Source organism: Paenarthrobacter sp. YIM B13468 (assembly GCF_042788025.1).
Classification (GTDB): Bacteria; Actinomycetota; Actinomycetes; order Actinomycetales; family Micrococcaceae; genus Arthrobacter; species Arthrobacter aromaticivorans.
Map to the genome: position 1 here is coordinate 48,377 of NZ_JBHZPI010000029.1, position 24,918 is coordinate 73,294.

General features: G+C 59.5%; 23 protein-coding genes and 1 pseudogene. 12 read left to right on the forward strand and 12 right to left on the reverse strand.

The genetic code is table 11. From position 1 onward, the window contains the following. Positions 1-17 precede the first annotated feature (17 nt). From vsr to ACFX4T_RS22550, 3 genes are all read left to right on the forward strand, one after another. Positions 18-419 carry a DNA mismatch endonuclease Vsr gene (gene vsr / locus ACFX4T_RS22540; RefSeq protein ID WP_377654284.1) on the forward strand — a complete coding sequence of 134 codons (402 nt, stop codon included), beginning with the start codon at positions 18-20 and terminating at the stop codon, positions 417-419. Between the two features lie 722 nt (positions 420-1,141). Then, positions 1,142-1,756: a dihydrofolate reductase family protein gene (locus tag ACFX4T_RS22545; protein ID WP_377654286.1), complete on the forward strand. Its 615-nt coding sequence runs from the start codon at positions 1,142-1,144 to the stop codon at positions 1,754-1,756. A 341-nt stretch (positions 1,757-2,097) separates the two neighbouring features. Then, entirely contained in the window at positions 2,098-2,946 is an 849-nt protein-coding gene (locus ACFX4T_RS22550) for an esterase/lipase family protein (RefSeq protein ID WP_377654288.1), read from the forward strand. A 304-nt stretch (positions 2,947-3,250) separates the two neighbouring features. Here ACFX4T_RS22550 and ACFX4T_RS22555 read toward each other — a convergent pair whose 3' ends face one another. After that, positions 3,251-4,189 (reverse strand): phosphotransferase family protein, encoded by a 939-nt coding sequence (locus ACFX4T_RS22555; protein ID WP_377654290.1) that lies wholly within the window; start codon positions 4,187-4,189, stop codon positions 3,251-3,253. Between the two features lie 408 nt (positions 4,190-4,597). Here ACFX4T_RS22555 and ACFX4T_RS22560 point away from each other — a divergent pair, with 408 nt between their 5' ends. Further along, the gene (locus tag ACFX4T_RS22560) at positions 4,598-4,858 is read left to right on the forward strand and encodes a hypothetical protein (RefSeq protein ID WP_377654292.1); all 261 of its coding nucleotides are present in this window, start codon (positions 4,598-4,600) and stop codon (positions 4,856-4,858) included. A 99-nt stretch (positions 4,859-4,957) separates the two neighbouring features. Beyond that, the gene (locus tag ACFX4T_RS22565) at positions 4,958-5,560 is read left to right on the forward strand and encodes a T6SS immunity protein Tdi1 domain-containing protein (protein WP_377654294.1); all 603 of its coding nucleotides are present in this window, start codon (positions 4,958-4,960) and stop codon (positions 5,558-5,560) included. A gap of 78 nt (positions 5,561-5,638) precedes the next feature. Here ACFX4T_RS22565 and ACFX4T_RS22570 read toward each other — a convergent pair whose 3' ends face one another. From ACFX4T_RS22570 to ACFX4T_RS22585, 4 genes and pseudogenes are all read right to left on the reverse strand, one after another. Beyond that, positions 5,639-6,190, reverse strand: a complete 552-nt coding sequence (locus ACFX4T_RS22570) for a hypothetical protein (RefSeq protein ID WP_377654296.1) — start codon at positions 6,188-6,190, stop codon at positions 5,639-5,641. 982 nt (positions 6,191-7,172) lie between these two features. Continuing rightward, on the reverse strand, positions 7,173-7,532 hold the full coding sequence (locus ACFX4T_RS22575) for a hypothetical protein (protein ID WP_377654298.1): 360 nt from the start codon (positions 7,530-7,532) through the stop codon (positions 7,173-7,175). Positions 7,533-7,684: 152 nt separating this feature from the next. Continuing rightward, a complete protein-coding gene (locus tag ACFX4T_RS22580) occupies positions 7,685-8,200 on the reverse strand; it encodes a hypothetical protein (protein WP_377654300.1) in 516 nt (171 codons plus the stop codon). Between the two features lie 374 nt (positions 8,201-8,574). Continuing rightward, positions 8,575-9,257 (reverse strand): annotated as a pseudogene (locus tag ACFX4T_RS22585) (FAD-dependent oxidoreductase); the annotation flags it as partial. Between the two features lie 231 nt (positions 9,258-9,488). Between ACFX4T_RS22585 and ACFX4T_RS22590 the strand changes: the two are divergent. Further along, a complete protein-coding gene (locus ACFX4T_RS22590; RefSeq protein ID WP_377654302.1) occupies positions 9,489-12,440 on the forward strand; it encodes an McrB family protein in 2,952 nt (983 codons plus the stop codon). Further along, positions 12,440-13,696 (forward strand): McrC family protein, encoded by a 1,257-nt coding sequence (locus ACFX4T_RS22595; RefSeq protein WP_377654305.1) that lies wholly within the window; start codon positions 12,440-12,442, stop codon positions 13,694-13,696. Before ACFX4T_RS22590 ends, ACFX4T_RS22595 begins: the two co-directional genes overlap by 1 nt. A gap of 19 nt (positions 13,697-13,715) precedes the next feature. Here ACFX4T_RS22595 and ACFX4T_RS22600 read toward each other — a convergent pair whose 3' ends face one another. Further along, positions 13,716-13,907, reverse strand: coding sequence for a hypothetical protein (locus ACFX4T_RS22600; RefSeq protein WP_377654307.1), 192 nt, complete (start codon positions 13,905-13,907; stop codon positions 13,716-13,718). A 382-nt stretch (positions 13,908-14,289) separates the two neighbouring features. Here ACFX4T_RS22600 and ACFX4T_RS22605 point away from each other — a divergent pair, with 382 nt between their 5' ends. Next, complete coding sequence (locus tag ACFX4T_RS22605) at positions 14,290-15,018, forward strand: hypothetical protein (protein WP_377654309.1); 729 nt, start codon at positions 14,290-14,292, stop codon at positions 15,016-15,018. A gap of 59 nt (positions 15,019-15,077) precedes the next feature. Here the strand turns inward: ACFX4T_RS22605 and ACFX4T_RS22610 are convergent, their stop codons facing one another. Then, on the reverse strand, positions 15,078-15,350 hold the full coding sequence (locus ACFX4T_RS22610) for a hypothetical protein (RefSeq protein ID WP_377654311.1): 273 nt from the start codon (positions 15,348-15,350) through the stop codon (positions 15,078-15,080). Positions 15,351-16,081: 731 nt separating this feature from the next. Between ACFX4T_RS22610 and ACFX4T_RS22615 the strand changes: the two genes are divergently transcribed. Next, a complete protein-coding gene (locus ACFX4T_RS22615) occupies positions 16,082-16,696 on the forward strand; it encodes a dihydrofolate reductase family protein (RefSeq protein WP_377654313.1) in 615 nt (204 codons plus the stop codon). Between the two features lie 730 nt (positions 16,697-17,426). Continuing rightward, positions 17,427-17,819, forward strand: coding sequence for a hypothetical protein (locus ACFX4T_RS22620; protein ID WP_377654315.1), 393 nt, complete (start codon positions 17,427-17,429; stop codon positions 17,817-17,819). 981 nt (positions 17,820-18,800) lie between these two features. Here ACFX4T_RS22620 and ACFX4T_RS22625 read toward each other — a convergent pair. From ACFX4T_RS22625 to ACFX4T_RS22645, 5 genes are all read right to left on the reverse strand, one after another. After that, complete coding sequence (locus tag ACFX4T_RS22625; RefSeq protein WP_377654317.1) at positions 18,801-19,562, reverse strand: GIY-YIG nuclease family protein; 762 nt, start codon at positions 19,560-19,562, stop codon at positions 18,801-18,803. Positions 19,563-20,120: 558 nt separating this feature from the next. Then, positions 20,121-21,365: a flavin-containing monooxygenase gene (locus ACFX4T_RS22630; protein WP_377654319.1), complete on the reverse strand. Its 1,245-nt coding sequence runs from the start codon at positions 21,363-21,365 to the stop codon at positions 20,121-20,123. After that, positions 21,355-22,128: an alpha/beta fold hydrolase gene (locus ACFX4T_RS22635; RefSeq protein WP_377654321.1), complete on the reverse strand. Its 774-nt coding sequence runs from the start codon at positions 22,126-22,128 to the stop codon at positions 21,355-21,357. Before ACFX4T_RS22635 ends, ACFX4T_RS22630 begins: the two co-directional genes overlap by 11 nt. Before the next feature lie 56 nt (positions 22,129-22,184). Further along, the gene (locus ACFX4T_RS22640) at positions 22,185-23,057 is read right to left on the reverse strand and encodes an SDR family NAD(P)-dependent oxidoreductase (protein WP_377654323.1); all 873 of its coding nucleotides are present in this window, start codon (positions 23,055-23,057) and stop codon (positions 22,185-22,187) included. 58 nt (positions 23,058-23,115) lie between these two features. Next, the gene (locus ACFX4T_RS22645) at positions 23,116-23,481 is read right to left on the reverse strand and encodes a TfoX/Sxy family protein (protein WP_216924809.1); all 366 of its coding nucleotides are present in this window, start codon (positions 23,479-23,481) and stop codon (positions 23,116-23,118) included. A gap of 209 nt (positions 23,482-23,690) precedes the next feature. On the opposite strand from ACFX4T_RS22645, the gene ACFX4T_RS22650 reads away from it, so the two are divergent. Continuing rightward, complete coding sequence (locus ACFX4T_RS22650; protein WP_377654326.1) at positions 23,691-24,323, forward strand: MBL fold metallo-hydrolase; 633 nt, start codon at positions 23,691-23,693, stop codon at positions 24,321-24,323. Positions 24,324-24,561: 238 nt separating this feature from the next. Beyond that, positions 24,562-24,765 (forward strand): cold-shock protein, encoded by a 204-nt coding sequence (locus ACFX4T_RS22655; protein ID WP_011773907.1) that lies wholly within the window; start codon positions 24,562-24,564, stop codon positions 24,763-24,765. Positions 24,766-24,918: the final 153 nt, after the last annotated feature.

Sequence of the window (24,918 nt, forward strand, 5' to 3'; positions counted from 1 at the left end):
CTGTGGTGAGCAGGAGAATGTCTCGTATCAAGAGTCGAGGCACCGGTCCCGAGCTGGTACTTCGGAGAGCGCTGCGCGCTCTTGGCCGTAGGGGATACAGAGTCAACTTCCGGCCAGTCCCGTCATCCAGACGTAGTGCGGACATCGTCTTCATACGCGCCAGAGTTGCAGTTATGGTTGATGGATGCTTTTGGCATGCGTGTCCTGAGCACTACAGGCCGGCGACCAACCGACGCGAGTTTTGGTCCGCGAAGATCGGTGCCAACGTAGCGCGCGACAGAGGTACCGACCTGTTGTTTCAAGCCCACGGATGGCTGGTCGTGCGAGTATGGGAGCACGAAGACGCGATGCAAGCAGCCAACCGCATAGTTGAAATAGTTGACGGCCGGAAAAACGGTTACGGCGTCGGGCAAGGTTAAGGCATCTTTTCGTAATGGTTCCCACGCTGGCCTCGTGCTGGATAATTCGCCGAGGTACGCAACTGGCTCCTGTCTGGTGAAAACCGTGATGATGACTGTATGGGCAAGTCAAGCGGACGGAGGCCCAAACGCTGAATTCCGTGTCCTTTATGCGTGGCAATCACCAGGCTGCTCGCCGAGAACGCAGAATTACTCAGAGAACGAGTTGGTTTCCTGAGGCAATCGGCTGACGACTTCGACCGAGCAGAAACGTCTGATGCCAAGCGCATGGCGGTATTTCTCGGTCTTTCTGTTGCATGATACTCACACCTCAGCTTCTCTCATGAACCAGATGGAGCTGCAGGACAAGATCCAGTACTGCGACAGCGCCGGGAGAATTCATCCGAACAGCCTGGCAGCCGACGGGCCCTTGTGAGTTCTCGCATGACTATGGTTGAGAACGGCCGAATGTTCGGGTTCACTACTAATCCGAACGATAGGTCCCATCCGTCAAGATTCGCCTCGAGACTCGCTTCAGGGTCAGAAGGCTCCTCGGTCACCGTGATTTCGTCTGACATTTGATGAATGGGGTTTGGTAAAGGCCTTATTCGGCACGGCGAGAGCGGCAGGTGGGGTTCGCCGTCGATGTTCTCTGGTGCCCATTGCCTCGCGGGCGTTCGTGTGGAAGCCTCGTCATGATCCGGTCGCCGGGGTGACGACGGGCAGCAGGGAAGGAACCCGACATGGGACTGATCCATATTGACCTGTTCACTACGCTGGACGGCGTCGCGCAGGCGCCCGGCGGTCCTGAGGAAGATCCGGAGGGCGGTTTCGAGTTTGGTGGCTGGCAGGCGCCTCTGTTCGACGATGCGGTTGGCGAGCAGGTCGAATCAGGGATGGTGGGGATGGACGCCTTGCTGCTCGGGCGCCGGACCTACGACATCTTCGCTTCGTACTGGCCTCACCAGGACAGTGGAATTGCTCAGTTGTTCAACCGGATTCCGAAGTACGTGGCCTCGCGTCAGTCGCTGAAGCTTGAGTGGGAGGGCTCCTCCCAGCTTGGTCCTGACGTGGTGGCTTCGCTGCGCGAGCTCCGTGGCAAGCATGAGAACATTCACGTGATCGGCAGTCTGGATTTTGTGCAGACTCTGTTCGCTGAGCGGCTGTTCGACCGGCTGAATCTGTGGGTGTATCCGATCCTCCTGGGCCGCGGGAAGAAGGTGTTCGCCGATGGGGTGGTGCCGACGAGCCTTCAACTTATTGAGCCGGTGGTCGCCTCGCCAAAGGGTGCGGTGATGCAGCGGTACGCCCTGGTTGAGGGGACGCCTGGGGTGGGGGATATGACCGAAATCGATTAAGGCTCCGCTCATGCGCCCACCCACGAGGAGAGCTGGGCTCGCCTTTGGACCATCACGATGCTGGGAGGCATCCTGGCAGCCTACGCAATGGCCTTCGCTTCCTTGATCTTGGTGCGCCGAGGCCGGCGCTAATGACTTCTACTGGACCTTGGTCCGCTGCTGATTGCTGCGCCGCCCAGTGAAGATCGGCTTACGAGCGCTTGTGCGGCAGCCCAGGTCCGCGTGAGGGGTGCACGTTTTCTCAAAATCTTGGCACGCTATTGCAACCCGCCGGTAAGTTACTGCAAAGTAACTAGGGATGCCGTGGACATAGGGGTTCGCGGCCAAGAGAAGGGCAGGCCATGCGCCAATTTCGACTAACCGCCGTCCTCGCCGCTGCGGCGCTCACGATTGGACTCTTCGCCGCACCCGCGGCTCAGGCGGACTCGATCTCGCCAGACCCGCCCGGAGCCAATGACTGGACGTGCAAGCCGTCGAGCGTTCATCCATATCCGGTAGTCCTCGTCCCGGGGACGTTCGAGACAATGTACAAGAACTGGGCGCTGCTTTCACCAGTGCTCAAGGACCAGGGGTACTGCGTCTTCGCGCTCAACTACGGGGTGGCCAACGATCTCCCCGCCAGCGGGGCAATTCGGAACTCCGCAGCTGAGCTTGCGACGTTCGTAAAATCAGTTCTCGGCGCGACGGGTGCGAAGAAGGTCGATCTGGTCGGGCACAGCCAAGGCGGGATGATGCCGCGGTACTACATCGGCTTCCTCGGCGGCGCCAAGTATGTGCACCACCTCGTCGGCATTGCGCCGTCGAACCATGGCACTCAAGGCCTCATCGCGCCGTCGCCCGCGGGGATGATTCTCAACACGACCGCAACCAGCACCCTATGCCAGGCCTGCGCGGACCAGTACGCCGGGTCGGCGTTCATGGCCGAGCTCAACTCAATCGGCGACACCGTACCCGGCCCGTCCTACACCGTCATCTCGACCCGTTACGACGAGATCGTAACCCCTTACACGAGCCAAGCTCTCGTTGGGCCGGTGAAGCAAGTATCCAACCTTGTGCTTCAGGACTACTGTCCTCTCGACACTTTCGAACACGATCAATCTCCTAACGATCCGAACGTGTGGTCCCTCGTCTCCAACGCGCTCCTCCAGAGCGGCCCCGCAGATCCAACGTATCGCCCGCAGTGCGTGTAGCGGGCAGTATCCTGCCTCGTATTATTGGTCCCCACCGATAGGTCCGCAGATTTGCCGCACCCACAATCGAGGTTAGTGGTGTCCCCATTCCATCGAACCAGGACACTTCCCCAAGGTATTGATTTGATCGCCATATATTGAGTTCTGTGATCGCTCGGTATAGCACCGGGCGCACGTAAGACGATCGGCTTACGGACGGGGCGGGGGCAGGCTTAAACCTGCCTCTTCGGCGGCCACTCCCAAGACTCCTTTGTCCGGGGCACATGCAGCAATTTTCCATGCACGCCTGATTTCGGCTGGCTTCTTAGACGGAGTCACTGTCAAGGAGCAGCGCCTCGAGCTCCGGAAGTCGGCTGAACAGGTCGGGGAGGCCGCGCACCCCGTTGCGCACGGACTCGTGCGACAGCGCGAGGTCAGGGCCGGTGCTCGCCTCGACGCCGGCGAGGCACCGGAGGATGTTCCACCTCGTGTGCCCCAGCCAGCCGCCGATCATGAAAACAAACCAGCTTGGACCTGGTGGCGGCAGCGCTCCGCCCCCCGCGACGTAGCCGTCGAGAACCGAGCGGAAAATTGCGGGCTTGATGTCGTCGAAGCCAGATCCCTTCGCGAGGCTCAGCGCGGTCGAGCCGAGCTCGCCAGACAGGTCGAGCATCCCCGAGAGCTCCCAGTCGAGCACTACCGGCCGACCCTCTCGGGCAAGCAGGTTCCACGGTTGGATGTCCCTGTGGGTCAGCACCACGGGGCCGGGCCGTTCGCAGGTCTCGACGAAGTTGGCAATCGCGAGGAACGTCTCGACATTGGAAGCGAGCTCGTCGGCCCACGGTTGCCGGGTCGCCGCCGCCCGCGCGGCGAGCCCGGCCCAGTCCCTTGACGTCGTGTCCTCCACCGACACATGGCTCCATGCGACGTCGAGCGCGTGGATGCGCGCGAGGATCTCACCGATCTCACGCGCGTACGCCCCCGGCACCGGCGCTTCGGGCACCTTCTCGCCTTCGACCCACCGGTGAACAAGCATGTCGTGGCTGGCCGAGATCGGCTCTGGCATCGGAATCCCGGCAGCGAAGGCCGCCTGTTCAAACCTGAACACGTCCTCGACTGGATGGGTCCAGGGGCGGTCGACAAGGTTCAACTCCTTCACCGCGAACGACCCCTGGTCGGTGTCGAGTCGGTACATCCGGTTGGCGAACCCGCCGTGGACGCGAATCATCGGCCCGATCGGTGCGCCGAGATGCGACAGGTCCACCTAGTCATTCTAGGAGCTGGCACTTCATTGGTGCACCGGACTTTCCCTTACATCGCGGCTCGGTCCAATGTGGTCATGCCCATAGGTCGGGGATAGCAGGCTGTCGTCCCAGACAGTGGTTCTCAACCACGATCTGCGCCCCGTGCAAAGTCGTTGTCGTGGTGTCGATGCTCACCGAACCGCTTTGTCTGCTTCAAGCGATCATCGGGGCGAGTCTGGCGAGCCGTTGGTCAGGCACTTCAGTGAACGACCAGGCACCAAACCTCAGAAGCATCCGGTAAGGGATCCTTCTGCGGACACTAATGAACTACTTGCGTGGAGAGAACTTCGCAGCTCTTAATGACGGACTGCGCACTCTCCGCGACCGCTTGTGGTTAAATCAACGCGTGCTTCTGACACGGAAACGACTTGGTGATCGCCGACATGCCACGGCCACCCCTTGACGAGTTCCTTACTGGGGAGTTGAACGGCTATATCCGGGCTCAGCTCCTCACGGCGATAGAACAGTTGCAAACTGGGCGGCGATACTTCACGTACAACGCCTTCAATGTGCCGCTCGACGCGGAAGCAGACACAGTCACAGTTGAAGATGAGTTTGACGTTGATCGCCAGAGTACGGTGGCGCTTGAAGAGTTCCGGAAGCTTCTGCTAGCCGTCGAGGATTCATGAGTCGCTAGCTCCATAAGGCGCTCGGCATAAGTACATAGACACAACTGAGTGGCTGGCCAGGGGGCCGCTCGCTTCAATTTGTGAGGCATGATGGTGCACATGCTCGAGATCTTCGGTACAAGGTTCGATGTCACGGATGGAATCCCTGGATCTCCCGAGAATGCCGGAATTAATGTCGCCTACTTATTCAGCCGTTACGGCGGTTGTACCTTCAATGGCGGCCTCTATCGCGTGCATTCAACAGAATCATTTCGCAAAGCGTCGGCTATGGTAGCCGAGGCCCACCCAGAGTTCGGCTTTCCACTGATTCCCTTCGCGTTCGATTGGCTGGGCCGTCAGTTTGTCCTTGACCTGCGAAGCGGTGACGCTGATCCCGAGATCCTTCTTCTGGAACCGGGAACGGGTGAAGCGTTGGAGATTCCAAGGAAATTTTCGACCTATCACGACGACGAGCTAGTACGGGATCCGGAGCCCAGCCTCTGCGTTGGCTTCTTCAATGAATGGAAGATCGAAAACCCTACAGACTTGGCCTTCGATCAGTGTGCAGGCTACAAAGTCCCTCTTTTTCTAGGCGGCGAAGACTCCATCCACAACCTTGAGCTCAGCGATATCGAGGGCTATTGGTCTCTGATGGCCCAGCTTCGTCTCGCCACGATCAATCTCGCTCCAGGCACGCGGATAAGCGAGATCGAATTCGGTTAATGACCTCCATTCGGGTCAGCACTCAGCCAGAGCAACTGGAGACGTGCCCGTATACCGATCCTTCAACGGGACAATGGCTCATTCGCCGCCAAGACCACCACGACCTGCCGATGCACCGTCGAAAAAGACGGCGCTGATGGGCTCGAAGAATGAGTCCCAGTCGGCGACCTCGGAGCCAAGGGTCTCGCGGTCATGATTTGCGTAGTTGGGCGGTGCCTCCGTCAGTCCCAGCACATCCCCAGTAAAAAAGGCTGCGCTCTCGGCCTTCAGCGACAACTGGGCACCTGGAGCGGGCCATATTCCAAGCTGCAACGCGAAGAGTCCGTCAATCGATTGCGGCTCGCAGCCCGCAACAGTCCAGGCCGTCAAAGGAGTGTCCCGGCTGGGCCCCGACCACGTCATCTCACGGACACCATGGGCGATGAGGACTCCGGTGTTCGTCTCCCGCAATTGGAGGGCCACCCGAAGCTCAAACAACAATCCCGCCACGCCAGACAGAACGTCGAACTTAACGCCGAGGAGTTGCGCTTCTTGGAGCGCGCCTGCCTCCGTCAGCGGGTCCATCTCGGGCATCGGGGTGTGCTGGCGAAGCTCGTAATCCCGGAGCAGAAAATCACCGATCCTCATCATGGCAGGGGAAGGTAGGAGGAGGAATGAGTGGACAGCATCGTCTCGCCAACGAGCATGTTTGTGATTTGTCCAATGCGGTTCATGTAGATAGCGTAGCGATCGGGGATCCTTTACCGTACGCCGCCGCCTAACGTGGATAGGAGCAGGTGCCCCCATACATGGGCACCGAAACTGTGGAGAATTTGCCGGTTGCGGTCTCGGTCACTCTGATAACCACACAGGCTGGCCCTCGGACCAAGGTCATGCCCGGGAACTGCGTGGGCCGGTCCTGACATGCGCTGACCGTATAGGAGCTCGGTAGGTCGAGGTCTCCTTGTCGGAGCGCTTCGCTGGTTTCCCACTCTGTTGCGGAAGAAACAATGAGTGGCGCATCTGCGGGAGCGTCGATGGTGATGGTCCGTTCCCCAGATCCCGCTGCCACAGTTATCGGGGTCTTCCAGGCCCCAAATTTCGTGCCTCCGCCGTCCGCGTAGGAATACCCGTTCACCTCGTCTCGGATGGGCCAGGAATGGCTGGTAGGGCTGCCCTCCCAAGCAAGGGAGGAAACGCCTTCGGCTGTCGGAGCTTCAGGTGCGGGTGGAGGACTGCCTTCCATGCATCTCCGCAATTCAATGTGGAGGAAAGGTGAAGCCGTGGGCTGGCGGTATCTCTGACCGGATCCAATTGTTTCGGAGTGCAACCATTGGCTGCCACTAAAGCAGCCAACACCGCTGGCACGAGGACCCGAATTGAATGCATAGCTGCCCCCCGTTGAGCTATTGAACAACTCTAAGCACAGCACGCAACACTCCAAACTGGTACCCAGCGCGATAGGGATCCCCTAACGGGCGCTTGGAGCGTCCGGAGAGCAACCGGACAATGGGCGCAATCTCTTCAGCCCGGGGGAGAGAGAAACCGGCCGCCAAAGCAGGTACGCATCGATCCTCACGCTGCAAGTCTTCGAACTGGTCCGGGACTCACTTGGCACCCTGGACCTCTGGCATCACGACACTGAGAATACTTGAAGCTCCTCCGGCCAAACGATCACAAAGCATTCTCCATTTATCGGTCTATATGCCGCCCGTACGCTGGCCCATCGCCGGTCAGTACTCAGTGATGTCATCGCGTGCTGGAAGGCTTCTAGCGGTCGGTCGGTGTGGATGAAGATGTTCATCTCGCCGGCGCCAAAGTCGTGCCCGTCTACGACGCCGTATGCATCCAGGAGATCCGACCGAAGCAGGGCCTCCTCCATCGAGATGAGCGCACCATAGTCGGCCTCAGATGTTGCTGGCCACTGCAAAACGAGGATGTATTTATGGATTCCGTGCTCACTGGACATCGCGCCACCCCGAGCATTCGCCATGTGTGGAGTCTTTCACTTCTGGCGTCGGCATTGATAGATGCCGGGGGTCCACAGCTCAACTGACTTGCGTGGTCCGGTGAAGGATCCTTGAGCGCATCCCTGTTAAGTGTCGCTGGCAACCAGACTGATTCGACCGGATGCAGGGTGATGCCCTACCGGAACCACAGCGGAAGAAGAGAGCTGAGGATACCCAGCAGCAAACCCACGACCGTTGTCCACATAGACAAATGACGGGCACGCCTCTCTGCTTGGCTGATGTCGTCTTGAGTGATTCGCGAGAGCTTGGACATGATCTGTGCTCTAAGCTCCTCGGAATACCCCATGAGCTGCTCGGGCGTAGGAATCGCTCCCGACTGTGACTTGTCCTCCGCCAGCGCGCGCGCAATCTTCTTGCTCTCTCTTCGACGTATCATCCGTAGCACTACGATGTATACGGCCAGAATCAAGGCAAACACTCCGATGCCAATGAGAATCTGGATCACCTGGCCAAGCGTCAACAGTCCGAAGATGGCTGCGTAGATCAGGCCAGGGACAGCCAAGATGACGATCGTTAGAACGCCCGCGACAGTGCGAGTTCCGACCTCACGCCAAAACGTTCGCTCAACCGCCCACTCAGCTGGCCAATTCCAAGCGCTCGATTTTTGAGGTGGCTGGTCGGCGCTCGTCATTGAATAAGCGTAACCGGGATGGCGGACACTGCCCGTAAGCCGGTTGATCATCGTGCTAGTGAAACCGCTGAGCGTTCCGTGCAGTTGCTGGCTTTGGATCACGTACGTAAGACCCGCACGATGAGATGCGCGATGATGGGGGGATTACTGCAACCGTGTTTCCCCATGTATGACGGGAATGAAAATCGGCGCGTCTCAACGAGCGATCAGGATCTCACTGCACAGCGTCGTTTGACCCAACGTCCTGCGAAGCCGGAACATGAGCTGCCCAGTCCAATTCAGGCCGTTAGCGCGCTGAACACAAAGGCCCCTCGTGCAATGACAGAACTGCGGACTACTTCTGTTCGGCGGCCGGGTGCTTAGTTTGCTATTGTTCAGTCGGCAATCCGCCCCGCCACATACTCCGCGTCCAGACCCACGCCGCCGAGGATCGACGAGTAGTGCCGTGTCAGCCACGGAAGCCCCACGGCGTACAGGCCGGGCTGTTCGGTGACCCCTGCCGTGTGCTTTGGGTAGCCCCATTCGTCCAGGACCGGGATGTCGATGAAGGACAGATCGAGTTTGTATCCGGTGGCCCAGAGGACTGACGTGATGTTTGCTGGGGCAAGGTTTAGCCGCGCTGGCTCTGAAGGTAGCCAGTCGTCTGCTGGTGTTGGAGGCTGCTCTTCGGCATCGATGCCCGCGGCTGCGATGTAGGCGTCGATGGCTTTCCGCATGCGTTGGGTGAAGCTGGATTCGACTGTTGCGAGGCGTTCGGAGAGGTCGTCACTGAAGGTGGAGGCGCCGTCGTCGATGTTCTCCAAACGGCCGTGGAGGTGCATGCCGCAGCGGCCGAGGTCGCGGAGGTGGATGTCGTGGCCGCCTTCGGTGCCGGAGAGCAGTGGGTTGCAGGCGAAGCGGGCGGCGGGGGAGGGGAGTGCCTCGCGGGTGAGGGCGTTGGTGCCATAGTCGGGGCCGTGTTTGGCGGTTTCGAGCATCCAGTAGATGAGGTCGTGGCCGCGGTATCGGCGGGTGCTTCGGGGCAGGTGGAGACGGCTAGGTGGACTTCGCGGCCGGAGTCGTCGTGAGGGCCGGGTTGAGCCGTCATATTGCTGATGGTCCTGTGTCCTCCGCGGATTCGCGCATTTGTGGTGCTAGATATGTAGATGGCCGTGAGCGCCTGAGCGATGTTCCTCAAGGACCACGCCCACGGTGTGGCTGTGGTTGCATCGACTGAGCAGAAAACGGAGTGCCTGATGTCCCTTTGTGTCGAACGCGGATCTGTGTTGCTGCATAGGAGGAACGCGGCATGAGCGATCCCAAGTGGCGTCAATTCATGGAGTTCGGCGCACTGTTCGCTAAGACTGTCGATCTGGACGCTGACGAGTACAGCCACAAGATTGCGGTTGCCGAGCGGCTCCGAAGGACCCGGGAGACCTTCCTCGGACGGGATCCGGAATGGTTCGAAGCGCTTCGGCGGGACATCTCTTCATCCGGGTTGATGAATCAATACTTCATGATGCGGCTGGTTGACCTAGGCAGGACAAAGCCAGGTGAGCTGTGGCGGGTGATCGCCTTGCTGTGGGAGGGCGACTTGGATACCCGGGACATCGATGATTTCACACTTGCTCTTCGCCCGTACAACCCCGAGCAATTTTCGGTCGGCGGCATCATAGGTTTCGCGTCGCTGCTGCTGATGGGGCGGGATCCCTACAACTTCCCGCCCTACAGGGCACAAGCAGCCAAAAAGTTTCTAAAACTGGTTGGCTGGGACGACAGAGGCGCCAGCGGAGACCCCGCTCGCCGTTATGAACTTCTGTTGGAAGCGCTCGACGAAATCGTCCGGCTGGCTCCCGAACATGGAATCAAGGTCCGCGACCGATTGGATGCCCAGGGACTGATGTGGACCGTGTTGAATGTAGATCCAACGGAGGAGTGGAGCATCCCTGACAATCAAGCGTTTCGGGCTTGGAGGGGCGACAAAATAGAGACTGTAAACAACGGGCTTAGCGGCGCACTACCCCTCGAAACGCCGGCACGACGGATCATCAGTGCTGGCCTTCGTGGGGAACCTTCGCCCTTGGATGGCCGGACTTACACATGGACGTCGGAAGCGGCGAAGGATTTGGCTCGTCGGAGCACGAACACCGACGTCGGTCCCGGCTCTTTTATGGCCAAGCTGGAGCGTCAGCTGGACGGCGCCGCAAGGGAGACCGTCCTTCTGGCGGCGGAACTGGTTTATCTTCAAGTCCTTCCCCTGGAAAACGTGACGGCCGGGACGAAGATCGCCCGCGTCGAGAAGGTCCTGTCGTGGGTGCCGGAGGCCAATGTTGAGTTGCCTGAGGACTTGCGCGAAGGACTGCAAGCCAAGGGTGCCTTCAACGGAGGAGTGGGCTTCAACATTCAAGTCGCTGACCACGTGGGCTGGCTCAGCCGGTTTGTGGAACATGTGACCGAGCAGCCAGAAAGCCTCATAGATAAAGCTCTGGAAGACCCTTGGGCATTCATTGCCCTCACACATTCCGTCCCCAAGGACTGGCCCACAATCCGTTACAGCATTGAGTTTCTGGCATGGCCGGATACTCTTCAGCCCGTTGTGAGCAGAGACCACAGGATCAAGATCCGGAATGCTTTCGCAGGAATCATCGGAGGGCCGACGGGCGATACGGAGATCGAGATTGCAAAGGACCTTCTCAACATCCGGAAGGCCCAGCAGGGAGACTCTGAAGAATTTATCGAGTGGTACGACGAACCCTACCTAAGCGAATGGCAGCCTTCGAGCGGTGATGCCGGGCGACGGGCTTGGCTTGTTCGCCAGAACCAAGGCGGCATCGCGATGGTGGACTCTTGGCTTGGCCAAGACTTCGTCTCTCTCAGAGCTCAACACCTCGGCTCTCCTGCCCAGGGGAGCAACTTTGACCAAATACAGGCGGCAGTAAATGCCGGCTACCAGCACATCGACTACGCCGAACGCAAAGTGCGGGCCCAGGAGTTCTACCGTTTCCTCACTCAGATGACTGTGGACGATTTCGTCCTCACAGCCTTCGAAAGCGACCTCTACCTTGGCGTCATTACCGGCGAAGCGGAGTACGCCGACGACGAGACATCCGGGTTGCGGCGACAGGTGGCCTGGCGCCGGGAACCCATCGCCAATGATGACCTTCCGGCACCGATGCCACGGCTGTTGGAGGAGCAAGGTTCTGTTGTTGACCTGACCGATGGTCTCTCAATCATTACCGCGTGGTTCGAAGCCGAACCGGTCTTGAGTGGCACTGAACCGGTGCCGGCCCCACTGCCGCAGGCCACCGTCGTACCTCAACTGCGCGAGGCAACCACCGATCTCGCGACCAAGCTGCATGTTCAGCGCGACGACGTACAGGAAGTTATTCGCCTGCTCCAGACACGGCAGCAGATCGTTTTCTACGGTCCGCCAGGGACTGGTAAGACGTACTTGGCGGGGAAAATCGCACGGTTTCTCGCGGGCGAGGAACATGGAGACCATGTCAAGACGGTGCAGTTCCATCCGTCGTACGCGTATGAGGATTTTTTCGAGGGCTACCGTCCGGCCAAGTCCGACGGCGCCAATGTCGGCTTCAGTCTCGAACCTGGCCCTTTACGGCGAATCGCCGCTGAGGCGTCATTGGACGGAAACCGGGACAAGCCCTATTTCCTGATCATCGACGAGATGAACCGGGGCAATCTGGCGAAGATCTTCGGTGAGCTGTACTTCCTCCTGGAGTATCGCGACCAAGGCATCAATCTGCAGTACAACCCACAGCAGACATTCGTCTTGCCTCCAAATCTTTTCATCATCGGCACGATGAACACCTCGGATCGCTCCATTGCCCTAGTGGACGCTGCCATTCGCCGACGGTTCGCCTTTGTGGAGTTGCATCCTCAGGAGGGCATGATCTCCGGGATGCTCGAGCGCTTCTTGGAGGCCACAGGCAAGCCGGCCCTACGGGCTGAACTCTTGAATGCGTTGAACAGCGAGATCGAGGCCACGAACCGCGACTTTATGATTGGGCCGTCGTACTTCATGAAGCCGCACGCTGAGACGGACCAAGGACTGGCTGAGATCTGGAAATATGAGTTGTTGCCTTTGCTTGAGGAGCAGTACTTTGGGCGTTTGAGTCGGGAAAAGATTCGTGAGAAGTTCGGACTTGAGACCATACGGCGTAGAGCCCGCCTGGACATCGGACCCACTGATAGCGCGCCGGACTCGTCTGTGCTGGAATTTGGCGACGAAGCTATCGTCTGATGCCGAGAGAAATCGTACTCGACGAGTTGCAGGGTTATTCGGAGCCAGTCGAGCTGGACCGTGAGGTGGCTGCCACGCTGCGGGACACTGGCCTGGTTTCCGTCGTGCCCGCGCATGGGGATGCTTGGACCATTCTGCCCGCCGGGAAAGTTGGGGCCGTCCAGATCGACGACTTGTTGGTTCGGGTGAAGCCCAAAGAAAAGGTGGGTCTCAGCCGGCTGCTATTTCTGCTGGGTTATGCGGCCGACCCAGGCTTTCGTCCGGACAACGTAATTGGTGTTGAAGATGACGATCTCTTTGCTGCACTGGGTGAGTCGCTTGCGAGGCACGGCGAACGAGCGCTTGAACGTGGGCCACTGAACGGTTACGTGTCTCTGGAAGAGGCGCTACGGACGGTGAAGGGCCGAATACGTGTCGGTGACCAGATGAGCAGGCGTCCTGGACTGCTCCTGCCTCTCGAAGTTACATACGACGACTACACAGCTGACGTAACTGAGAACCAGATTCTCCGGGCCGCGATTCGGATGATGATGCAGGTTCCTCGGCTGTCGGACGCGCTCCTGGGACGTCTTGCTCACCTGGATTCGAAGCTTGAGGGTGTTTCTACTTTGAATCACGGGGCCGTGTTGCCAGCCTGGACCGAATCCAGAATCAATGGCCACTATGTGCCGGCACTGAGGTTGTCCGAAATCATCCTTCAGACCATGTCCGCGGAAGCCGGGGTGGGTCATCGCATGGTTGCCTCTTTCGCAGTAAATATGGCCACTGTATTTGAGGACTTTGTAGGCACTGCCTTGAAGGAGGCGCTCGAGCCTTATCCAGGGCTGACGGAGTGGCAATACGAAGCATTCATGGACGAATCGGAACCCGGGTTCCGGAGCAGCGACCGGGTACGGATGTTTGTGGACGCGGTGCATTCCGTCCAAGGACGACCGGCGATGATCTTCGATGCCAAGTACAAGGCGGCCTCAGCAAGCGGTGCCTATCCCAATGCGGATCACTATCAGATGCTTGCGTACTGTATTGCTCTCCGAGTGCCCCGCGCTTGGCTCGTTTACGCCGGGAGGGGTGATGCTCGGGTTCGCCGAATCTTGAACACGGGGGTGTCCGTGGTGGAATTCCCACTGGATTTGTCGCAGGAGCCGGAGGCGTTATTAGCGCGGGTGGAGGAGCTCGCGGCAAATGCGTATGGAAGCTGGTTCCGGACGAGTGATCCAGAGGAGGCATCCTGGCTAGGAACGGCTGGTCATCGCTGATTCCAGCACTATGTTGCCGCTAGCCCTTACGGAACGCGATGAACATGCCTGTGTGAGTCTGGGCGTTAGTGCCGGGGACCATGGCTACCACCTCATAACCAGCATTGCACCACTCATTTAGAACGTGGGTGGCATTAGGGACGTCCACCAACATCTCACCTTGACCGGTCATTACGTAATCCCGCACCCAGATCATCCGGTATTCAGCCATGCCTATAACACTATCCTGTCCGCTCGAATCGTATTCAGTCATCCAAATCGGCATCGGACTCGAGAGCCATTAACAAGGTGAACTTGAAGCAGGGTCACCTGGTTACTCGAGGCAGTCAAAACCTCTCGGCAACTGATGACCGGTCTTCGGAATGATGCCCGAACCCGCCCACTATTTGAAATCATGTGTGATGAATGAGCGAGTCCAGCAATGGGCTTACCGCTGAGCCGCGGTGCTAACCTTTCGACGACACCGACACGCTTTCGCAAACTCCATGGGGGAATTGATGACGCATGACCCAGACCTTCCACCGCGCTCGGGTCTACCGGGCAGTGCCCAGCCGTTCGAGGGACAGCAGGACGCCCAGGCGCAGCCTAACTACATGCAACCACTCCCATTCCACGGTTTTGGCGGGCCACCGCCACCACAACACCCTGGACACCGGAGCGGACCCGACGAATCTAAGGGAAATTTTGGTCCCGCCTTTTGGATAATGGGTTCATTTCTAGGTCTTATTGCCGTCGTCGATGCAGGTTTGGGCCACGGTGAGTCAATTCTGATCTTCTTGGGGCTCGCTGCTTTTCTCACGGGACTCTACTCGTTAATTTTCAAACGACGGTCTTGGGCGGCTTTGCCAGGACGGACCGCAGCCATCTGCATGACAACAGCAGGGATTAGCGCGGCGCTACTCGGCGGAATCGCGGCGGGCGTCGACGGATCCAGAAAGGCTGAAGCGGCAGCTCAGCCAACGACGGCTATTGAGCTTGAAGCTGACGTGTCGGCGAAGCTGGCCCAGCGCGAGGAAAATGTCCGGAAGGCAGAAGAGGCTCTAAAGGCTCGGGAGGAGGCTGTCGCCGCAGCAGAAGGTGGCGCCGAGGCAAACACGATCAAGGAAGGTATCTGGACCGTCGGAAAGGACATCGTTCCTGGCGTTTACAGGACAACCCAGGAGGTATCGGACAGCTGTTCTTGGGTAATTACGCGCACAGGAAGTAACGGAAGTGACTACATAGACCATGATTTCTACGTCAAGGGTGGCTTCCCGATGGTTACCCTTGCTGCTGGTCAAACGTTTGACACCGAAGGATGTGGAAATTGGGCTAAGCAGTGACACCGGGGTGCTGATCCTGGTAGTTGCTTGAGCTTGACGCTTGGTTTGCAGCAAACCCATTAGCGTGAGTGTGGAGCTGGCTGAACTTCCTTGGAAAGTTCGGCGGCCATGATGGGCACGTGGTGGGTACCGGTTGTGAGGACCACGTTTTGGCTTTCACGTTGCCCTGTGATGTTTTGAGTCTGAAGGCGGCGTCCGCCGTTGCAGACAGTTGGGTTGCCATCGACGCCGGTATGGACCGAAGCGCTGAACACTTCGGCGTATCGCCCGAGCAGATCTTCTACGGCGGTGCGGGGGTAGGAAACCTTCGGGGTCGTCGCCGTGTTAGGCATCCGCGAAGAGACATAGGGCGTTGGTATTATTTGCCCTTTGCGGAATTTTGTCTACCGACTATCCGGTGCTGAGCTGGGCCCTCGCAGTCACAGGGTGGGTGATTAAGACGGACTCCAGAGCAAGGAATCACAGACTACGCGACGTAGCCAAGAATTGTCGGCGGTCGGTGCAAGGCTAGCCCGATGAAGCATTTTGTCTTTGCTTAGAAACTGCCAATGACACGACGCATAGGTCTTTGGTGGCATGACGGGGCCGGCGTGCGTGTTCGTGGGTGGTCCAGTCGTCAGTGGCTAACGGTGACGGTAGTCCTGTTGTTTGTGGCGGGGCTTCTCGTAGCTCTAACCAACTGTGTAACCGATGTGCTGACGATAGGCTGCTTGCTCGCTGGTTCTTTCAGCTTGAACGCGCTGAGTTGGTACGGGATATATTCGTGCTATGAAGCCAAAGCTGCGACTGCAAGGTGCGGTGCTTAATCCTCAGGCCGGGACGGATAATGGGGTGCCCGTTTGGATCGCCGCCCTCACTTGCCGGTTGCGCAGCCACCACCTCAGCTTGATATGAAGGAAGGGGGATTTATTGCTGCTCAAGGCCCATGCCGGCTGCAACAGCGGGACGTAAGGTCGTCGTCGTCGATGTTCCCCGGTGACCATTGCCTCGCGGGGGTCCGTGTGGAAGCCTCGACATGATCCTGTCGCCTGGGTGATGACGGGCAGCAGGGGAGGAACCCGACATGGGACTGATCCATATTGACCTGTTCACTACGCTCGACGGAGTCGCACAGGCGCCCGGCGGTCCTGAGGAAGATCCTGAGGGTGGTTTCGAGTTTGGTGGCTGGCAGGCGCCTCTGTTCGACGATGCGGTTGGCGAGCAGGTCGAATCAGGGATGGTGGGGATGGACGCGCTGCTGCTCGGGCGCCGGACCTATGACATCTTCGCTTCGTACTGGCCGCACCAGGACAATGGAATCGCCCAGTTGTTCAACCGCATTCCGAAGTACGTGACCTCGCGTCAGTCGCTGAACCTTGAGTGGGGCGGATCCTCCCAGCTCGGTCCTGACGTGGTGGCCTCCCTTCGCGAACTCCGCAACAAGCACGAGAACATCCACGTGATCGGCAGCCTGGACTTTGTGCAGACCCTGTTTGCTGAGCGGCTCTTCAACCAGCTCAATCTATGGGTGTACCCGATCCTCCTGGGCCGACTGAAGAAAGTGTTTGCCGATGGGGTGGTCCCAACGAGCCTTCAACTTATCGAGCCGGTGGTCGCCTCGCCCAAGGGGGCCGTGATGCAGCGTTACGCACTGGTTGAGGGGACGCCTGGGGTGGGGGATATGACGGAAATCGGTTAAGGCAACAACGGGAAGCCCAAAGAAGCGTCTCGTTTTGATTCTTGGCTCGCGTCCAGTCCAAGCTCCTGGAAATCCAGAGGGTGACGTATACGCTACCCTTGCCCAGACATCATTTGGTGATGGGTGGTTTCCTGCCGGTCAAGATGCGGCCAACCCGGGAATGGGTTCACGGGGACATCCGCATCTTCCTGCCCGTTAGCCGGTCGATCACCGAACTTGGGAGGCGCCCGCTAACGGATGCCCTTACGTGCTACCGACTGTGTCGGTACCCAACTCAGTGCATGGAATGGCCCCCGCGTGTGGGGGCGATAGTCTTCTCCTTGCGGGGAGCATGCTTGTTCTGTGGAACACCAACGGACGACCGACACATGGCGCAAGGTCTTCAAGGACGCCAGCACCCTGATTGAACACGCTCCGTCGCCGCCAGGAAAGCCGACTGGAGAATGGTCGCGGACCGAGCAGACGGACGCCTATGCGGTGGCTGTCGCATGGGGATGGCTAATGCGTACGAAGCGGACTGCGGAGGCAGCCCTCATGCTCCATTCGCTCGGCTACGGCGTCGAAGGAGCTCCGTTGGAGCGCTCCGTGGTCGAGCACACTGTTCGGCTTCAATGGGCCGCGGAACGCGGTCGGCAAGAGTTCGTCGAGGTCATGCTTAGGTCTCAGAGGGGGGGCACTGGACAAGGTCATCACTGCCGCCAAGTCCGGAGTTCCCCTTACCAGCGACCAGATGGCAAAGATCGAAGACCTCCAAGGCAATGCCGGAGACGAGTTCACCGGTCTCGACTATGAGGCAGCCTTCACCCATGTCGTCAAGCGCTTGCCCCATCTTTCGCAAGCCCATCAGGTCTGGCTGCTGCAGACTCGCGAATCACACCCTTCCATAATGAGCGCATCTTCCTACTCAGACTGGCTCCCGTCTGAGCCGGGCTGGCAGCTGTACCTCACACCCAAGAACAGCTCCTCGGGTAGCGAGATGCTGATGTCCGTGATGCTCTGCACGGCGGTCCTCGCCTATGGACTCATTGCCGGTATGGACGCGTACTTTGATGAACAGCTGGATCGGCTCGATGCCAGAATCAGCGCGCTCCTTCCCCACCAGCCCCAGCCAAGAGTCGACTAGGTCCTCCTAGTCGCAGGTTGTGAGCGAGCTTGATGCCCCCGACACTGACGCCTATGCCCGTTATCCGATCCTTCACCGGGCGCCGACGACAGCTATGCCAAGTTCACCGCCTCGATGCCAAACTTGCCGTGAGAACTAGTCGGGGAGTACTTCGGCGTTACGCGGCGGTTTCTTCTGGCTCTGCTTCGAACCGAATACACTGAGGCGAGCTGCAGACGGGGATTCCCTGTTGAGATCAAAGCCGACCGTCGCCGTGTCCCAAATTGAAGAGAGGCAAGGGTCAATGAAGATTGGCAACTTAGTTCCCGCGCCGACTCAGCTGCATGAATCCCGAGTGACCCGCCGGCAGGTGTTGAAGATTCTCGGGGGCGCAGTTGTTCTCGTCACAGTAAGTGCATGTTCGCTTTTGGAGCTCCCCGACGAAGTAGAGCCTTCCGACATTGTTGGCGAGTGGACATCGAGGCCCAAGAAGGTCACACCACATTCTTGATACTCTCCGCGGACGGCATTTTTGAGTGGTCTGGAGTGCCCGAGGGAACCTTCTACGATTGGCCCTCCTCAGAGAAGCTCGACTGGGAAAGGCTAGAAGCCTATTCCGGCCAATGGTCGGTCGAAAGGACCTTGTCAGCAAAAAGGCTACGAGCGTCAGGCTCTTGCCGGCGGAAACGCAGGACGTGGCAATCTTCCCCTGTCTGTCTGGAAGCGCGGCTCGGATCGGTCCCTCAACTATTGGCTAGGCGATCCGGACTCGGGTGACAGATTCGAATTCCATCTCTCATCTCGCACACCTCGCTAGAACAACAACTTCAGCCAAGCGACGACCGTCCGGGACCTTGCCCGCCAAGGCAGGAAGCAACATCTCTAGATTCATTTTGGCCATCGAAGAACTTGCCCGTAAGCATCGGTCCTTCGCCGGACGCTTCACGGACCCCGTCGCGGCTTGTGATAGTCAGCTTGAACGTGATCTTTGCCGCGCCCAGGTTATCCCGGCCGGGGGGGCTCGTGCACCCAGTTTGCAATTGACCGGATCTCTTCGGGATTCGTCCAGAACCACTCTTCCCCAGGGGCATCCCCAAGCTGTTGATTCCTGAAAAAGAGGATGGATTGGATGTTGGTCTCAAGTTTTCTTGGTGTGTCAGTGCGTCGCAGGTAGGCCAGCACCGGTTTCTCTGGCATTGCAGTACCTTGCTGGTCGGCTATTCGGATCCTTGCATTTCCGGCAGCAGTCATCCCGACTTTGCACGGCCAGTTTATGTTTCCCCGCAGTTCAGCAAGCTCTTTGTAAGCCGGGAAATAGTAGACGTATACGCTGCCTTGACCTTCGCCCTCCACGATCACGTCGTCGAACGAAAGATCCTCACCGTGGGAAGGTTCGTCAGGCGCTATCTCGCCAGCGATTCCGGGCAGTTGCGTGACGCCCAACCACCGGTAGTGGCCCGGCGAGGCTGATTCAAGCTTCCCTGCCTTTTTGAGCATAGTGAGAGCCTTTTTTACCTGTGTGATCAGGTCCGTTCCGGAGGGTAGGCCGCCTTGGGAAACGTGAAAATCCTTAACTACGGCGGCGAGTTGAGACCGCTTGAATGTTGGCTTGGCCATGAGCGCCGGCGCGAGGTAGGCGATAACGGTCGGTGTCAAGGGAACGCCGGCGTGTTTGTAGGCGGGTGTTCCGTTGTCGTTCGGTGTTGCTCCAGCGCCGTCTTCGGGTTCGCCGGTGTGGTCAGCGCTGCTCATCGTGTCATCCATTAACAATCCTCGACAGTAGTAGTTCGCCTCCGAGGGTACATCACGATTTGGGTAAGATGCAAGCCGGGTACTTTAAAAAGGTTGGGTTTAGATATACAATGTCGACTTTCATTTGAATGTGACCAACTCGGAGTCCTTCGGAGACATCATTTTGATGATCACAGCGGCTGGCTCTCTGGGGTCATACCTGTCTTTCAGCTGTGGTGGATACAGTCCGGCACTGAGTCTGGGAGGACCCGCGCCGTTGCCTTGACGGATACCGTTCTGGCAGCCCTCCGGTCCGACGCGAAAGCACACACGGTGGCGATCCGAGTGCCGCAACTCCAGTCAAACGCCGGAAACACCCGCGGCACCAGACACCGCTCAAGGTTCCGGCGTAGCGGCTCGCCGGGGCGAATCGGGGAACGGGCGTCCACTTCGTGGCCGCGTCGGATGGGTCAATCGACTACGGCGACGTCGACGCCGTCATCATCGACGGCAACCGCTACGGCAATGACAAACATGAGATCCCTGCCGCTTAATCCCGTTCGGCGGGGGTGCGTGTAGTTGGCTATTTGTTCACTCAGCGACCTTGCTCGCCACGTACTCCGCGTCCAGACCCACGCCGCCGAGGATCGACGAGTAGTGCCGCGTCAGCCACGGAAGCCCCACCGCATACAGGCCGGGCTGTTCGGTGACGCCTGCCGTGTGCTTCGGGTAGCCCCATTCGTCCAGCACCGGGATGTCGATGAAGGACAGGTCGAGTTTGTATCCGGTGGCCCACAGGACTGACGTGATGTTTGCCTGGGCCAGGTTCAGCCGGGCCGGCTCTGCGGGCAGCCAGTCGTCCTCTGGTGTTGGCGGCTGCTCTTCTGTGTCGATGCCCGCGGCTGCGATGTAGGCGTCGATGGCTTTCCGCATTCGCTGGTGGAAGCTGGATTCGACTATTGCGAGGCGTTCGGGAAGGTCGTCGCTGAAGGTGACATCGCCGTCGTCGACGTTCTCCAAGCGGCCGTGCAGGTGCATGCCCCGGCGGCCGAGTTCGCGGAGGTGGATGTCGTGGCCGCCGTCGGTGCCGGAAAGCAGTGGGTTGCAGGCGAACCGTGCGGCGGGGGAGGGGAGTGCCTCGCGGGTGAGGGCGTTGATGCCGTAGTCGGGGCCGTGTTTGGCGGTTTCGAGCATCCAGTAGATGAGGTCGTGGCCGCGGTATCGGCGGGGTGCTTCGGGGCAGGTGGAGACGGCGAGGTGGACTTCACGGCCGGCGTCGTGCAGTTCTTCGGCGATCTGACCGCCGGACTGACCGGTCCCGACGATGAGGACAGCGCCGTCGGGCAGCTGGTTCGGATTGCGGTAATCGTGCGTGTGTAGTTGAACGATGTCCTTGGAGAGGCTGGCAGCCACAGCCGGGACCTTGGAGACCTGGTAGGCGCCGGTTGCCAACACCACCTTGCGGGAATTCATGTGGCCGAGCGAGGACTCAATACTGAATCCGCCGTCGGGGGAAGTAGCCAGCCGCGTTACGTCCACGCCCGTGTGGACGGGAGCGCTGATCACCTCCGCGTATCGCCTGAAGAGGTTGACCACTGCGTTGCGGGGAATGAAAGCCTCAGGTTCGTCGCCGGTGTAGGGCATGCCGGGCAGGTCCAGGCTGAAGTTCGGCGTGTTCATGTAGAACCCGTCCCAGCGATCCTGGAATGCGCCACCCAGGGAACCCCGACGCTCCAGTATCCGGTGCTCGACGCCGGCCTGCGTGAGCCAGTAGCTCGTCGCGAGTCCCGCCTGGCCTGCGCCGACGATGACAGTGTCTATTGGCTTAGTCGGCATTGTTGCTGCCCTCGGCTCGTTGCCAATGCTCGCGCAACATGCCCGCGAGCCTCCCGGGTTCAATCCGGTGCGGGGGATCGAAGTGGTGGCGTTCCTCAAACACCTCCACACGGTAGTCCCGGAAAACAGTGGACAGGCGATCGGCGATGTCACCGTACTGGTCCGGGTTACTCAGGCCGCCCAGCACGTACAGCACGGGACGTTCAAAGGAAGCCAGGCGCTCGCGGTCCAGATGATAGCTCCGGAAATCCTTCAGGAACGCCCTGATTCCGGCAGGCCGCTTGGCCATCCACGGCGGCGGGTCACCCGCAGGCGGAGGCGGAAGGACGACGTCGGGCCTCACCGACAGCCTCATGAACTCCGCCATGAACTGCTCCGGTGGAAGCGGCTCGAGCGCGCCCAGCTGCTCCCAGAAGCGGGAGTGGGCCTGGCTCCAGCCCCAGTCTCCCGCCCAAGCGGGTTCCAAGAGAGTGAGGCTTAGCAACCGCTCGGGATACTTGGCAGCAAAGGCGAGGGCCGCGGCCCCGCCGCCCGAGTAGCCCACGAGGTGAAACGTGTCCCATTGTTTGGCGCCTGCCTCGCGCAGGACGCCGTCGACCTCCGTGTCGAGTGTCCAGTCCGACGGCGGCTCGTCGGCCTCGTAGAGATCCAGGTCCTTCGCCGCGGCGTCGACGTCCGGGCCCAAGGCCTCGAGCAGCGCACCATAGGCGGGCCCCGCAGGAAGGACACTGCCCGGAAGGAGGGCCACTCGAATGGGTTCCATGGCTGCACTGTACGCCTGCAGATGCGAGTGCGGGAGGGCTCTTCAGGGGTGGAAAGTCACAAGATCTTGGACAGGCGGGTGCACTCTTCCCACAGCCGCTTCCGCGCGGCCGGATCAGAACCCATCCCGGGCGTCGGCAGTTGCTTGCGCTTCGCCCAGAGCTTTCCGGACACTGCGGCAGTCTCCGGCGCGGTGGCCAGCCAGACGGGCGTATCGGCAGCTTTCTCGGCAGTCGCGCCGAACGTGTTCGTCATCCAGCGGAAAGGTCCGCCAACTTCCTGCAGCAGCGCCGTGTGCTTTACCAAGCCCGGGTGCACGGCATTCACCACAACGTTGGATCCACGGAGGCGCTCCGCGAATTCCTGCGTCAACAGGACCCGGCCCAGCATTGTTGGGGGAGTGGCACGCAGGTAGCTGTAGTTGCCCTTGGCGGTTTGCAGATCGTCGAAGTCGATCTTGGTGGTGGACGGGCCTCCCGAATACTTGGAAGCGATGTTAACGATCCGCGAAGTCCGCGCCCCGTCCGCGCCACCGCCGCGTTTGAGCGCGTCCAAGAGCAGATTCGTCAGCAGGAAGTAGCCCATCACGTTGGTGGCGAACGTGAGTTCAAGCCCGTCCGGGGTCACGTGACGCTCCTTGCGGAATACTCCAGCCGCGTTGACCAGGACGTCCAGCTTGTCGTGGCGCGAAAGGAACTCGTCCACTGCCGAACGGATTGAGGCCTGGCTTGAGAGGTCGCAGGCGAGCGGTTCGAGAACCGCGTCTGGTTCTTTGGCACGGATATCTCGGATGGCATCTTCTGCCCGGGCTGCCGAACGTCCAACCACGACGACGGACGCTCCTTCGCGTGCAAGTGCAGTGGCGATGGCCTTACCCAGGCCGCCTGTCGCCCCGGTTACGAGCGCTGTTCGTCCATTCATGGCGGGCATAGCTTGATCTCAGCACTTATTGGCAGGTTTGGCGAGGGTTCGCCGAGCTCAGGAAGCCTTAGTTTTTGGACCGCTTTTCCTTGGGTGCCTTCGGCGGCAGACCTGCAACATGGTCAAAGGCCTTGGCCACCCAAGGCTCGGCCTGCGCGGCGTCGTCGTTCCACGCTTCCGGCAGGCCGACATAACCGCCCATGGGGCGTTCCTCGGGACCGAAAGGTTGAGTTTCGTGATCCGACTCGAGCTCGGCCTTGTCAGCCTCGGAAAGGCGGACGCCGATAGTAGGCCCGAATAGACCGGCGAACATGTTGCCATTCACGAAAGCGCCGAGGTTGCCGAACATCGGTTTGACCACGACGTCGGGATGGTCGGGGAGCACTGAACGGAAACGTTCCTTGTCGGCATCCGACGGCTTGGGCATCTGCATTGCTCGTCCTCCTGGGTTGTGCCTCCATGCCCACTGTACGCAGAACCTGAGAATCAGTCCGGAAATCAAACAAATGGGTTTGCCTCCTCGACGGACGCGCCGACCGATGGGAGTCTGGAGCATGGCCACAGATCTCAGCGCGCGCTGGGCTGAAGGATCTGTTGCCTCCGGGACACATCACGGCCTTGATGTGGGACTGAGGGGAAGAATTGAATCCTCCCGCTGCAATCCGTGTTACTGCCATTCGTGTCGCCGAGCTGCTTGCCGAAGGCGAGGCAATGCCGGTGTATGTGCACGTCATCGACCACCCTGAGGGGCGCGTGCTGGTGGACACCGGCATGACTCAGCTTCATCCGGCGGTGGCCGACATGGAGCCACGTATTTATCCACTGAACGAGCAGGACTTCGACATCGACAGCGTCGACATCGTGGTCAACACCCATCTGCATTTTGACCATTGCGGCGGGAACCACCTCTTCGCGGGCAAGCCCGTCTACGTTCAGCGTCAGGAACTTGACGACGCCCGCAACCAGGACGACTACACCATCCCGGAATGGGTCGATCCGCCAGGGATGCAGTACGTCACCGTCGACAGCGAATTCGAACTTCTTCCTGGAATTCGGCTCGTTCAGACCCCAGGACACACTCGGGGCTCACAGGTCGTGGTCATTGACGGAGACGGGCCGCCTACCGTCATCGCCGGTGACACAGCGGTCTTTTTCGACGAACTCGATAACCCCCGCACCGAAGGTCAGCAGCTCATTCGCGCTCTGAATCCTGCAATGGTTTGGCTCTCGCACGCGGACACGCCGTGGAAACCGGGAGCTTCAGCCTCCACATGACCAGTGACGCCCTCTTAAAAGGGGGTAATCCGGCCATCGGATTGATTAATCTGACGTCGCACTAGCTATCTGCTCAGATCTATGTAAACTTGACGGTGTTGTTGTGTTTGGCATTTGGTAGTTCAGGCAGTCCCCGTAATCCATCTGGATCGCGACCTTCTGAAGTAACGGTGGAGAACACCCCACACCGGAGACCCGAAAGTCGGGAGAATCTCCACCTTCAGTAAGGACTGAAAAAATGGCTACAGGTACCGTGAAATGGTTCAACTCCGAAAAGGGCTTCGGCTTCATCTCTCCTGAAGATGGCAGCCAGGACGTTTTCGCTCACTACTCTGCGATCAACTCCTCGGGTTACCGCTCCCTCGAAGAGAACCAGAAGGTTTCCTTCGACGTCGAGCAGGGCCCCAAGGGTCCCCAGGCAGTAAACATCCAGGCTATCTAGTCTTCGGATAAGCAAAAAAGCAGGGCCGGTCATTGACCGGCCCTGCTTTTTGTTGTGCCCTGCTGGGGCACATTCGGGGTTATAGGACAAAACGTGTGTAAATCCCGGGTGTGTCATGATCGTCCGGCCCAGCCTGCGCGGTGCCAGAGGCCT

Excerpts from the sequence above, each read along its gene's own strand:
- ACFX4T_RS22575 (WP_377654298.1), bottom strand. The coding sequence starts at position 7,532 with ATGGCGAATGCTCGGGGTGGCGCGATGTCCAGTGAGCACGGAATCCAT.
- ACFX4T_RS22570 (WP_377654296.1), bottom strand. The coding sequence starts at position 6,190 with ATGATGAGGATCGGTGATTTTCTGCTCCGGGATTACGAGCTTCGCCAG.
- ACFX4T_RS22545 (WP_377654286.1), top strand. The coding sequence starts at position 1,142 with ATGGGACTGATCCATATTGACCTGTTCACTACGCTGGACGGCGTCGCG.
- ACFX4T_RS22640 (WP_377654323.1), bottom strand. The coding sequence starts at position 23,057 with ATGCCCGCCATGAATGGACGAACAGCGCTCGTAACCGGGGCGACAGGC.
- ACFX4T_RS22630 (WP_377654319.1), bottom strand. The coding sequence starts at position 21,365 with ATGCCGACTAAGCCAATAGACACTGTCATCGTCGGCGCAGGCCAGGCG.
- ACFX4T_RS22605 (WP_377654309.1), top strand. The coding sequence starts at position 14,290 with ATGCAACCACTCCCATTCCACGGTTTTGGCGGGCCACCGCCACCACAA.
- ACFX4T_RS22645 (WP_216924809.1), bottom strand. The coding sequence starts at position 23,481 with ATGCAGATGCCCAAGCCGTCGGATGCCGACAAGGAACGTTTCCGTTCA.
- vsr (WP_377654284.1), top strand. The coding sequence starts at position 18 with ATGTCTCGTATCAAGAGTCGAGGCACCGGTCCCGAGCTGGTACTTCGG.
- ACFX4T_RS22600 (WP_377654307.1), bottom strand. The coding sequence starts at position 13,907 with ATGGCTGAATACCGGATGATCTGGGTGCGGGATTACGTAATGACCGGT.
- ACFX4T_RS22655 (WP_011773907.1), top strand. The coding sequence starts at position 24,562 with ATGGCTACAGGTACCGTGAAATGGTTCAACTCCGAAAAGGGCTTCGGC.
- ACFX4T_RS22610 (WP_377654311.1), bottom strand. The coding sequence starts at position 15,350 with ATGCCTAACACGGCGACGACCCCGAAGGTTTCCTACCCCCGCACCGCC.
- ACFX4T_RS22595 (WP_377654305.1), top strand. The coding sequence starts at position 12,440 with ATGCCGAGAGAAATCGTACTCGACGAGTTGCAGGGTTATTCGGAGCCA.
- ACFX4T_RS22635 (WP_377654321.1), bottom strand. The coding sequence starts at position 22,128 with ATGGAACCCATTCGAGTGGCCCTCCTTCCGGGCAGTGTCCTTCCTGCG.
- ACFX4T_RS22580 (WP_377654300.1), bottom strand. The coding sequence starts at position 8,200 with ATGACGAGCGCCGACCAGCCACCTCAAAAATCGAGCGCTTGGAATTGG.
- ACFX4T_RS22590 (WP_377654302.1), top strand. The coding sequence starts at position 9,489 with ATGAGCGATCCCAAGTGGCGTCAATTCATGGAGTTCGGCGCACTGTTC.
- ACFX4T_RS22625 (WP_377654317.1), bottom strand. The coding sequence starts at position 19,562 with ATGGATGACACGATGAGCAGCGCTGACCACACCGGCGAACCCGAAGAC.
- ACFX4T_RS22565 (WP_377654294.1), top strand. The coding sequence starts at position 4,958 with ATGCTCGAGATCTTCGGTACAAGGTTCGATGTCACGGATGGAATCCCT.
- ACFX4T_RS22620 (WP_377654315.1), top strand. The coding sequence starts at position 17,427 with ATGGCAAAGATCGAAGACCTCCAAGGCAATGCCGGAGACGAGTTCACC.
- ACFX4T_RS22550 (WP_377654288.1), top strand. The coding sequence starts at position 2,098 with ATGCGCCAATTTCGACTAACCGCCGTCCTCGCCGCTGCGGCGCTCACG.
- ACFX4T_RS22615 (WP_377654313.1), top strand. The coding sequence starts at position 16,082 with ATGGGACTGATCCATATTGACCTGTTCACTACGCTCGACGGAGTCGCA.